4 protein-coding genes are annotated in these 11,836 nt (G+C 71.0%); all 4 read left to right on the top strand.

Features of this window, described 5'->3' with window-relative positions:
* Positions 1-21: 21 nt before the first annotated feature.
* The 4 genes from mtnA (at position 22) to pbpC (ending at position 11,835) form a co-directional block, all read left to right on the top strand.
* Positions 22-1,080, top strand: a complete 1,059-nt coding sequence (gene mtnA, locus JGR64_RS07485; RefSeq protein ID WP_199372754.1) for an S-methyl-5-thioribose-1-phosphate isomerase — start codon at positions 22-24, stop codon at positions 1,078-1,080.
* A 551-nt stretch (positions 1,081-1,631) separates the two neighbouring features.
* Positions 1,632-4,364 (top strand): DNA gyrase subunit A, encoded by a 2,733-nt coding sequence (gyrA, locus tag JGR64_RS07480; protein WP_199372753.1) that lies wholly within the window; start codon positions 1,632-1,634, stop codon positions 4,362-4,364.
* Positions 4,365-4,481: 117 nt separating this feature from the next.
* Positions 4,482-9,419 carry an alpha-2-macroglobulin gene (locus JGR64_RS07475; RefSeq protein WP_199372752.1) on the top strand — a complete coding sequence of 1,646 codons (4,938 nt, stop codon included), beginning with the start codon at positions 4,482-4,484 and terminating at the stop codon, positions 9,417-9,419.
* Positions 9,420-9,474: 55 nt separating this feature from the next.
* On the top strand, positions 9,475-11,835 hold the full coding sequence (gene pbpC, locus JGR64_RS07470; protein ID WP_233348006.1) for a penicillin-binding protein 1C: 2,361 nt from the start codon (positions 9,475-9,477) through the stop codon (positions 11,833-11,835).
* The last annotated feature ends 1 nt before the right edge of the window (position 11,836 follow it).

Raw genomic sequence — 11,836 nt, 5'->3', positions numbered from 1 at the left:
CGCAGCCGCTAGACTGGCCGCATGGACACCACGATCGATTACGCCCGCTACGACCGCATCCGCCCGATCCGCTGGACCGGCACCGCGCTGGACCTCCTTGACCAGCGCAAGCTGCCGCTGGTGGTCGAGTACCTGACCTGTGCCGACAGCGACGCGGTCGCCGCCGCCATCCATGCGCTCGCCGTGCGCGGCGCGCCGGCGATCGGCATCGCCGCGGCCTGGGGCGTGGTGCTCGCCGCCCGGCAGGTCGAGGCAAGCGACGGTGTCGCCGCCGCCGCCGCGCTGGCGCCGGCGATGCAGCGCCTCAACGCCGCGCGGCCGACCGCGGTCAACCTGGCGTGGGCGCTGGCGCGCATGCGCGGCGCGCTCGTGCGCGCGGGATCCGACTGGCGAGAAGTACTTGAGCATGAGGCGCGCGCCATCGAGACCGAGGACCTCGCCGCCAACCGGCGCATGGGCGCGCTGGGCGCCGCGCTCATCGCGCCCGGCAGCGGCGTGCTGACCCATTGCAACACCGGCTCGCTGGCGACCGCCGGCTTCGGCACGGCGCTGGGCGTGATCCGCGCGGGCGTGGCGCAGGGGCGCATCGAACGCGTGTTCGCCGACGAGACCCGGCCGTGGATGCAGGGCTCGCGGCTGACCGCTTGGGAGCTGCAGGAAGACGGCATCGATGCCACCCTCATTGCCGACGCGGCGGCCTCGCACCTGCTGAAGGGCGGCGAGGTGGACTGGGTGGTCGTCGGCGCCGACCGCATCTGCGCCAACGGCGATGTGGCCAACAAGATCGGCACCTACCAGCTGGCGATCTCGGCGCGCTTCCATGGCCGCAGGTTCATGGTGGTGGCGCCGGCGTCCACGGTCGACATGGCCACGCCGTCGGGCGACCGCATCGAGATCGAGGAGCGCGATCCCGAGGAACTGCTTGGCGTCGCCGGCGGTCGCGTGGCCGCCGCGGGCGTCAAGGCGTGGAACCCGGTGTTCGATGTCACGCCCGCCGCGCTGATCGATGCCATCGTGACCGAGAAGGGTGTTGTCGAGCGTCCGGACGAGGCGTCGATGCGCGCTCTGTTCGGGGGCTGACGGGCAGGGCGTCTCGCGGTTGCCAGGGCCCCTGTGGTGGCCGTGAGGCCTTCGCGGCTCATGTCCCCCGGCATCCGCCTGCGGCGGATACCTCCTCCTTTACTTCCCCGCGAAGGCCTCCCGGCCACTTCGGGGCTTCGCGCAAGCCGCACTGCGTGACGGCGCGCGAAGATTGCGGGCTGTGGCTGTGGCTGTGGCTGTGGCTGTGGCTGTGGCTGTGGCTGTGGCGTTGCTTTGCCCTCAAGCCAAAGCGTACTGCGGCGGACCGGGTGCCAATGCCCTCGAGGGCGAAGTCAAGGAGGAGGCAATGGCCGCGAGGCCATTGCCGGGGGACATGAGTCCTCGAGGGCATTGGCACCCGGCACCGGCGGCGCGGCACCGGCGCGCCTTTCCAACGTGCGGTGTCCTGCTGCAAGTGGTTGTTTCGGCGGGAGAAACAAGGGCAGGGCGGGGCCCGTTCGTGATACAATCCCGAGGTTCCGCGAACCGCTCGCGGAAGGCGTCGCGCGCCGTGCGCGGGGCTGGTCGGACATGCAGGGAACAACCGCCTGATGGCAGAGCTCGCGAAGGAAATCATCCCCGTCAACCTCGAGGACGAGATGCGCCGCAGTTACCTCGATTACGCCATGAGCGTGATCGTGGGGCGCGCACTCCCCGATGTCCGCGACGGCCTCAAGCCGGTGCACCGCCGCGTGCTGTTCGCGATGACCGAGCTCGGCGCGCACAGCAACAAGCCGTATTTCAAGTCGGCGCGCATCGTCGGTGACGTGATCGGTAAATACCATCCGCACGGCGACCAGTCGGTGTACGACACTCTCGTTCGCATGGCACAGCCGTTCTCGCTGCGCTACATGCTGGTCGACGGCCAGGGCAACTTCGGTTCGGTCGACGGCGATCCGGCCGCGGCGATGCGTTACACCGAGGCGCGCATGTCGCGCCTGGCGCACGAACTGATGGCCGACATCGACAAGGACACCGTCGATTTCCAGCCCAACTACGACGAGAAGGAACACGAGCCGACGGTCATGCCGACCCGGTTCCCGAACCTGCTGGTCAACGGTTCCACCGGCATCGCCGTGGGCATGGCCACCAACATCCCGCCGCACAACCTCAACGAAGTGATCAACGCCCTGATCGCGCTGATCGACGATCCGGCGATCGACATCGACGGGTTGATGGAATACATCCCCGGCCCCGACTTCCCCACCGGCGGCATCATCAACGGCGTGAGCGGCATCCACCTGGGCTACCGCACCGGTCGTGGCCGCGTGCGCATGCGCGCCAAGGCCGATATCGAGGTCGCCGACAACGGCCGCGAGGCGATCGCGGTCACCGAAATCCCGTACCAGGTCAACAAGGCACGGCTGATCGAGAAGATCGCCGAGCTGGTCAAGGAAAAGAAGCTCGAAGGCATCAGCGAACTGCGCGACGAGTCCGACAAGGACGGCATGCGCATCTACATCGAGATCAAGCGCGGCGAGTCGGCCGAGGTGGTCCTCAACAACCTCTACCAGCAGACCCAGATGGAGTCGGTGTTCGGCATCAACATGGTGGCGCTGGTCGACGGCCGGCCGCGGGTGCTGAACCTCAAGGACTTCCTCGAAGCGTTCGTGCGCCACCGTCGCGAGGTGGTCACCCGCCGCACCATCTTCGAACTGCGCAAGGCGCGCGCCCGCGCCCACGTGCTCGAAGGCCTGACGGTCGCGCTCGCCAACATCGACGAGATGATCGAGCTCATCAAGACGTCGGACAATCCGCAGGTCGCCAAGGAGCGCATGCTCGGGCGCGTCTGGCAGCCGGGCCTGGTGGGCACGCTGCTCGCCGCGGCGGGTGCCGAAGCCTCGCGCCCGGATGACCTGCCCAAGGGCGTGGGCCTGCTCGCCGACGGCTACCAGCTGACCGATGTCCAGGCGCAGCAGATCCTCGAGATGCGCCTGCACCGCCTGACCGGGCTGGAGCAGGAAAAGCTGACCGACGAATATCGCGTGCTGCTGGAAGCCATCCGGGGCCTGATCGAGATCCTCGAGAACCCGGACGTGCTGCTCGACGTCATCCGCACCGAACTGCGCAACATCCAGGAAGAGTACGGCGACGCGCGCCGCAGCGAGATCCGCGCCAGCGAGGAAGACCTCGACATCCTCGACCTGATCGCCCCTGAAGAAGTGGTGGTGACGCTGTCGCGCGCCGGCTACGCCAAGCGCCAGCCGGTCAGTGCCTACCGCGCGCAGAAGCGCGGCGGACGCGGCCGCAACGCGGCGGCCACCAAGGACGAGGATTCCATCGACCAGCTGTGGCTGGTCAACACCCATGACACGCTGCTGACGTTCACCAGTGCGGGCCGCGTGTTCTGGCTGTCGGTGTACCAGCTGCCGGAAGCGGGGCCCAACGCCCGCGGCCGCCCGATCATCAACTGGATCCCGCTGGAGGAAGGCGAGCGCGTGCAGGCGGTACTGCCGGTGCGCGAGTACCGCGACGACCAGTACGTGTTTTTCGCGACGCGCAACGGCACCGTCAAGAAGACCCCGCTGACCGAGTTCGCCTATCGCCTGCAGCGCGGCAAGATCGCGATCAACCTCGACGACGGCGACGCGCTGATCGGCGCCGAACTCACCGACGGCCAGCGCGACATCATGCTGTTCGCATCCAACGGCAAGACGGTGCGCTTCGACGAGGCGGCCGTGCGTTCGATGGGTCGCACCGCCACCGGCGTGCGCGGCATCCGCCTGGCGGGCGGCGAGTCGGTGGTCAGCCTGATCGTGACCGAGAGCGCGGGTGACGCCATCGAGCACGAGGGCGATGACGTCGCGGTCGCCGTCGACAGCGCTGAGGTCGTCGACAACGCGATCGTGCTCGACGACGAAGCCGATGCGTACATCCTGACCGCCACCGAGAACGGCTACGGCAAGCGCACGCGCCTGGCCGAGTACCCGCGCAAGGGCCGCGGCACGCAGGGCGTGATCGGCATCCAGACCACCGACCGCAACGGCCAGCTGGTGGCGGCCGTGCTGCTGTCGCGCGGCGACGAAGTGCTGCTGATTTCCGACGGCGGCACGTTGGTGCGCACGCGTGCGGCCGAGATCTCGGTGGTCAGCCGGAACACCCAGGGCGTGACCCTGATCCGCCTGGCCGAGGACGAGCGCCTGCAGGCGATCGAGCGCGTCGACGCCACGATCGGTGAGGACGGGGACGACCTCGGCGACGTGGCCGATGGCGGGTTGCCGGCCATCGACGCGCCGGTCGATGACAGCGCTTCCAGCGAGGCCGCGCCGGGCGACGACGCCTGACCGCAGGCCGTGCCGCGCGACACGCGGCACGGCCATGTCGACCCTCTTCCGTGCCCCCGCGCGTTGGCGTGCGGGATGCCGGCGCTGTCTATACTGCCGGCAACTCCGGGAGGTGACATGCGCAACGGTAAGGACACCCTGCGACCGCGCCGCGGCGTGCTGCACGCGCTCGCGATCGTGGCCGCATTGGCGCTGCTGGCGCTCGGCGGCTGCAAGCGTGACGAAAGCGGACAGCTGCCGGCTCCCGGCGGCGAAGCCATCCAGGCCGAACGAGCGGAGGTCGAAGGTTTCGGCCTGGTGCGCGCATGGCCGGACCAGTCCGAAGGATCGCTGTCGCTGGCGGTGGAGTTCTCCCGGCCGCTGGTCGGCACCCAGGATTTCGATCGCCTGCTGACGTTCGCCGAGCCGGTAGCCGGCGACAGCAGCTGGAGCCTGGACGACGACGGCCGCGTGCTGCGTTTTCCGTTCGCCGAAGCCGATCGCGAATACACCTTGCGCATCTCCGGTGCGTTGACGGCCGCCGACGGCAGCACGCTCGGCCAGGACATCGAACGCAAGGTGTCCACGGGTGAACTGAAGCCGGTCGTCGGCTTCGCTTCGCAGGGCAGCGTGCTGCCGGCGCGCGAGTCGCGCGGCCTGCCGGTGGTGTCGGTGAACGTCGAGGAGGTCGACGTCGAATTCCTGCGCGTGCCGGAGGCATCGCTGCCGCGCTTCTATGCCGAATACCAGCGCGGCGGCCGCCGCAGCGGCTGGGAGCTCGACAACGACTACCGCCAGGGAAAGTCCGTCGCGAGGCTCGCCGAGCCGGTGTACGTCAACCGCTTCGTGCTCGGCGGCGAGCGCAACGAGCGACTGCTGACCTACCTGCCGATCCAGTCGATCCCCGAGCTGCAGCAGCCGGGACTGTACTTCGCGGTCATGAAGAAGGCCGGCAGCTTCGGCGACATGTTCGAGACCGCGTTCTTCACCGTCAGCGACATCGGCCTGCACCTGCGTGCCTACAAGGACCAGCTGTTCGTGCACACCGCATCGCTGCAGACCGGTGCCGCGCTCGGCGGAGTGGACCTGCGCGTGCTGGGCGCGAACGGCGAGGCGGTGTTCAAGTCGACGACCGACGGCAACGGCAACGCCGTGCTCGACCACAAGCTGGTCGCGGCGCAGGTGCTGGTCGCCACCCGTGGCAAGGACGTGTCGCTGCTGCCGTTCAACCAGCCCGCACTGGACCTGTCGGAGTTCGCGGTCGCCGGTCGCGGCAATGCCTGGTTCGACGTGTTCGCCTGGTCCGGCCGCGACCTGTACCGCCCGGGTGAGACCGTGCGCGTCTCGGCGCTGCTGCGCGACGCCGACGGCAAGCCCGTGCCGGCCGCGAAGGACGGCAAGGCCCAGCCGCTGTTCGCACGCCTCAAGCAGCCCGATGGCAAGACGTTCATCGAGTCGCGGCTGGAGGCCGGCGCGCAGGGCTATTACCGCTTCGAACGCGAGATCCCGGTGGAAGCCGCGACCGGGCGCTGGCAGCTGGAATTCCGCACCGATCCCGCCAGCCGCGAAGCGGTGCAGGGCATCGCGCTGCGCATCGAGGAATTCCTTCCCGAGCGCATGAAGCTCGAGCTCGACAGCGCCCAGGTGCTGCTGAAGCCTGGCGAGCCGCTGCGCCTGAGCGCCAGCGGCGCCTATCTGTACGGCGCGCCCGCCGCCGGCAACCGCTTCACCGCGAAGATGTCCGTGGCCGTGGAGCAGCACCCGCTCGAAGGCCTGCCGGGCTACTTCTTCGGCGATCCCACGGTGCAGCTGCCGCGCGATGCGCGCGACGTGGTCGATGCCAGCCTCGACGCCAGGGGCGTGCTGGCGCAGGACATCGCGCTTCCCGCAGAGGTGGTCGCGACGACGCCGGTCGCGGTGGTCGTGGCCGGCAGCCTGTACGAAAGCGGCGGACGCAGCGTCAACCGCAGCCTCAAGCGCGTGCTGTGGCCCGCCGATGCGCTGGTCGGCGTGCGCCCGCTGTTCGATGACAAGGAGGGCAGTGACGCGAATGCGAGTGCGCGCTTCGAGCTGGTGCGCGTGGGTAGCGACGGCAAGCCGCGTCCTGCGAAGGGGCTCGAGCTGAGCCTGGTGCGCGAGCACCGCGACTACCACTGGAACTTCAACGACGACGGCGGCTGGAACTACGACTTCACGCGGCGCTTCGAGGTGGTGGAGAAACGCGGCATCGACGCGGGCGCGACCGCCGCGCGCTTCGATGTCCCGGTGGAGTGGGGCGAGTACCGCGTCGAGGTGCGTGACCCGGCGACCGGTCTGGTGACGCGCTATCCGTTCCGCGCCGGCTGGAGTTGGGGCGACGAGAACCGCGGTCCCGACGCGCGCCCCGACAAGGTCAAGCTCTCGCTCGACAAGACCGGCTACCGCGCAGGTGACACGCTCGAGGTCACGGTCACGCCCCCGCACGCCGGCAAGGGCCTGCTGCTGGTGGAGAGCGACCGGCTGCTGTACGTGCAGGCGATCGACGCCAGGGCCGGCAGCACGTTCCGCATTCCGGTGGGCGAGGACTGGGAGCGCCACGACGTGTACGTGACCGCGCTGGTGTTCCGCGGCGGCAGCGCGACCAGCAAGGTCACCCCGGCGCGCGCGGTGGGCGTGGCGCACGTGCCGATGGCGCGCGGCGACCGTCGCGCCGCCGTCGGCATGTCGTTGCCGACCAAGGCCGTGCCCGGTGAGGTGTTGAAGGTAACCGTGAGCGCGCCGGCGCTGGCCGGACAGCTGGCGCATGCCACGGTGTCGGCGGTGGACGTCGGCATCCTCAACATCACCCGCTATGCCGTGCCGGACGCCAACCGCCATTTCTTCGCCCAGCGCCGGCTGGGCACCGATGCCTACGACATCTACGGCCGCGTGATCGAGAGCTTCGACGGCGGCAGCGCACGGCTCCGGTTCGGCGGCGACGTGGGGCTGGCGGCCCTGCCGCAGGCGCGGCGACCGACCGCGCGGGTGCAGACCGTGGACCTGTTCTCCGGCCCGGTGCGCCTGGATGCGAAAGGAAACGCGCGCGTCGAATTCACCATGCCCGACTTCAACGGCACGCTGCGGGTCTCGACGCTGGTCTATGGCGACACGCAGTACGGCAATCGCGACGCCGAACTGCTGGTACGCGCGCCGCTGGTCGCCGAAGCCGGCATGCCGCGGGTGATGGCACCGGGCGATGCCGCCACGGTGACGCTCGACCTGACCAACTTCACCGGCAAGCCCGGCACGTTCCGCGTGCGCGTGGAGGGCGAAGGCCCGCTCGATGTCGGCGACGGCACGCGCGATGTCGCGCTGGCCGCGGAGGGCAAGACCACGCTGTCGTTCCCGTTGAGCGCGCGGGACGGCCATGCCGTCGCCAGGGTGCGCGTGCGCGTCGACGGCCCTGGGGTGAAGGTCGACCGCCGCCATGACCTGCCGGTGCGCGCGCCGTGGCCGCAGGTGGTGCGGACCCGCGCCATGACCCTCGATCCGCTGGCGCCGGTGGTGCTGGGCACCGACCTTGCCGAAGGGCTTCTTCCTGGCTCGGTCCAGGCGCGCTTGGGCGTCGGCGCGTTGCCGCCGATTCCGTTCGCCAGCGCCCTGCAGGGCGCGCTCGACTATCCCTACGGTTGCGCCGAGCAGACCACCAGCAAGGGCTACGCGGCCCTGGTGCTCGATGCCTCCACCGCCGCGACCTACGGCATGACCCCGCTGCCCGCCAACGACCGCACCAGGCGCATGGAAGGCGCGCTCGGCAGGCTTGCGGCGCTGCAGTCATCCTCGGGGCACTTCTCGATGTGGGGCGGTGCCGACGGCAGCGATGCGATGCTCACCCCGTACGCGGCGGAGTTCATGCTCGACGCGCGCGAGGCCGGCTTCGACGTGCCCGAGGCGATGCTGCAGAAGGCGCTGTCGCGGCTGTCCGAGGATCTGTTGTCCGACGGCCAGCAGTTCTACGGACGCGACAACCGCGAGCACCTGCGCTTCGCCTACAAGGCACACGCAGGCTACGTGCTTGCGCGCGTCAGCCGCGCGCCACTGGGCACGCTGCGCGCGATGTACGACAACGAGCGCAAGGTGTTGCGTGGACCGATGCCGCTGGCGCACCTCGGCCTGGCGCTGTCGCTGCAGGGCGACAAGGTGCGCGGGCAGAAGGCGCTCGACGAAGCCTTCGTCTCATCCGGCCAGCGTCCAGGCTATCTCGGCGACTACGGCACGCCACTGCGCGATGCCGCGCTGATGCTCGGGCTGGCGCGCGCCCACGGCCTCGCGCCGAAGCGCTGGGACGCGCGGCTGGTGGCGCTGGGTCGCGAACTGGAGGCGCGGCGCAAGGCGCGCTGGTTCCACCTCAGCACGCAGGAACAGGCCGCGATTGCACGCCTGGGCAAGACGCTTGCAACCGGGCCGGGCCGCGAGGTGTCGGGCACGCTCACCGAGGGTGGCGTGGACGAGGCGATCACGCCGACGCGGTATTTCTCGCGCGGCTACGGCCACGAGGCGTTGGCCAAGGGCGTGCGCTTCGTGCCGCAGGGCACGCCGCCGCTGTACGCCAGCATCGAGGTCGCCGGCATCCCGCGCAGCGCCCCGGAGCCCGACGCGAGTGCGATCCGCGTGGAGCGCGCCTGGTTCGCCACCGACGGCAAGCCGTGGACGCCGCGTCCGCTGAAGGAAGGTGAAGCCCTGGTCGCGAGGGTGTCCATCACCGCCGACCGCGACATGCCCGACGCCCTGCTCACCGACCTGCTGCCGGCGGGGCTCGAGGTCGAGAACATGAACCTCGGCGACGCCGGGCAGTGGGCCGAGGTGGTGATCGACGGCATCTCGCTGTCGGAGCGGGCCAACGCGGCGGAGCTGCGCCACGAGGAGTTCCGCGACGACCGCTACGTGGCCGCACTGTCGCTCGACGCCGGCAACGCCGCGCACGTGTTCTACCTGGTGCGCGCGGTCACCCCCGGCCGCTACACCGTGCCGCCGCCGCTGGTCGAGGACATGTACCGGCCGGAGCTGCGCGGCGTGGGCCATGCGCGCCCGGCGCAGATGACGGTGGTGCAGCCGTGAGCGGGCAGCGTGGACGCGTGCCTGCTGCCTGACGTCCGCGCACCGGTGCATGGACATGGCTGACGCGCGCGCGCGCGGTTGGCGACGCGTGCTGCGGTGGCTGCGCTGGGGCACGGTGGCGCTGCTGCTCACGCTGCTCCTGCTGGACCAGCTGTTCCCGACGCCGCTGCCACGCGCGCGCGACACCAGCACGCTGGTCACCGCGCGCGACGGCACGCCGCTGCGCGCCTTCGCCGACGGCGACGGCATCTGGCGGCACCCGGCCACGCCGGAATCGGTCTCGCCGCTGTACCTGGAGGCGCTTCTCGCCTACGAGGACCGCTGGTTCTGGCGGCATCCCGGCGTGAACCCGGTGGCGCTGCTGCGCGCCGGCTGGCAGATGGCCGGCAACCGCCGCATCGTCTCGGGCGGCTCCACCCTGACCATGCAGGTGGCGCGCATCCTCGACCCGCACCCGCGCACGCTGCCCGGCAAGCTGCGGCAACTGCTGCGCGCACTGCAGCTCGAAGCGCATCTGTCCAAGCGCGAGATCCTTGCGCTGTACCTGGAACGCGCGCCGTTCGGCGGCACCATCGAGGGCGTCGAGGCCGCCAGCTGGGCCTACCTGGGCAAGCCCGCCGCGCGCCTGTCACACGCCGAAGCCGCACTGCTGGCTGTGCTGCCGCAGGCGCCCACGCGGCTGCGCCCGGATCGCGAACCGGACGCGGCGCGCCGCGCGCGCGACAAGGTGCTGGCGCGGATGGTGGCGCTGGGCCACTGGGACCAGGCGCTGGTGGACGACGCCATGGTCGAGCCCGTCGTCGCGCGCGCGCTGCGCCCGCCATTGCTGGCCGCGCTGCTCGCGCAGCGGCTGCGCAGCGCGAACCCGGGGGAGGAGCGCATCACCTCGGCCATCGACGCCGCCCTGCAGCGCACGCTGGAAGAGCGCGTGACCGCGTATTTCGCCAACCTGCCCGAGCGCACGTCGGCCGCCCTGCTGGTGGTCGACAACGCCACCATGGAAGCGCAGGCCTACGTGGGCTCGGCGGCGTTCGGAGACTCGGCGCGGCTGGGCCACGTCGACATGGTGCAGGCGTGGCGCTCGCCGGGTTCCACGCTCAAGCCGTTCCTGTACGGCATGGCGCTCGACGACGGCATCGTGCATTCGGAAAGCCTGCTGCTCGACGCACCGCAGTCGTTCGACGGCTACCGGCCGGGCAACTTCGATGCCGCGTTCAACGGCCCGGTCGGGCTGGCCACGGCGCTGCGCCTGTCGCTCAACGTGCCGGCGGTGGACCTGCTCGACCACGTCGGCGCCACGCGCTTCGCGGCGCGGCTCGACCACGCCGGGATCGCGCTGCGGTTCCCGCGCGGAGCGCAGCCCAACCTGTCGTTGATCCTCGGCGGCACGGGCGCGCGGCTCGAGGACCTGGTCGGCGCGCACGCATCGCTGGCACGTGGCGGCATCGCCGGCCGCGTGCGTTACGTGCCCGATGCGCCGCAGGTCGAGCGCCGCCTGCTGTCACCCGGTGCGGCGTGGATCGTCAACGAGATACTTGCCGCCAATCCGCGCCCGGGCGAACGCGTGGACACGTTCGATACCGGCCAGCGGCCGCGGGTGGCATGGAAGACCGGCACGAGCTACGGGTTTCGCGACGCGTGGGCGCTGGGCTCCACGCGCCGGCACACGGTGGGCGTGTGGGTGGGGCGCCCGGACGGCACGCCGCTGCCGGGCCAGTACGGCGCGGTCACCGCGTTGCCGCTGATGTTCGAGGTGATCGACAGCCTGCCGCGGCGCCCCGGCGACGGCGCGCGTCTGTCGCCGCCGCCTGGCGTTGGCCGGGAGACGGTGTGCTGGCCGCTGGGTACGGCGGCCAGCGCGCAGCCTGAGGCCACCTGCCAGCGCAAGCTGGAGGCGTGGGTGCTGGATGGCGCGGTGCCGCCGACGCTCCCGGAACGCGAAGCGCGCGCGTGGGCGGGCGGGCTGGAACGCTTCGAGATCGATGCCGCAAGCGGGCAGCGCCTGTCGGCTGATTGCACGCAGGCGCACCGGCGCGAGACGCAGGTGCTGGCACGCTGGCCGGCGCTGGCCACGCCATGGCTCACGGCGTCCGAACGCGCGCGCTCGCGGCTGCCGCCGTTGGCCGCGGATTGCCGCGACGACGGCCGGGAGGCCGTGGCGTCGCTGCGCATCGAGGGCGTCAATGACGGAGCGCTGCTGGTGCGCCCGCCGGGTGCCGCGCGTCCGCCAGGCCTTGCGCTGCGCGCGGTCGGCGCCGGTGGCCGCGTGCAGTGGCTGCTCAACGGCCGCTGGATCGGCGAGACGCGCGCGGGCCAAGTGCTGCAGCGCGAGTTCGGCGTGCCGGGCCGCCAGGAACTGACCGCGCTCGCCGACAGCGGCGCGTGGGCGAGCCTGGCGTTCGACGTCGGCCGCTGAC

Source organism: Luteimonas sp. MC1572, assembly GCF_016615815.1.
Lineage (GTDB): Bacteria > Pseudomonadota > Gammaproteobacteria > Xanthomonadales > Xanthomonadaceae > Luteimonas.
The sequence above is the reverse complement of the archived record's forward strand: the minus strand, read 5'-3'. Positions and strand labels throughout refer to the sequence as shown.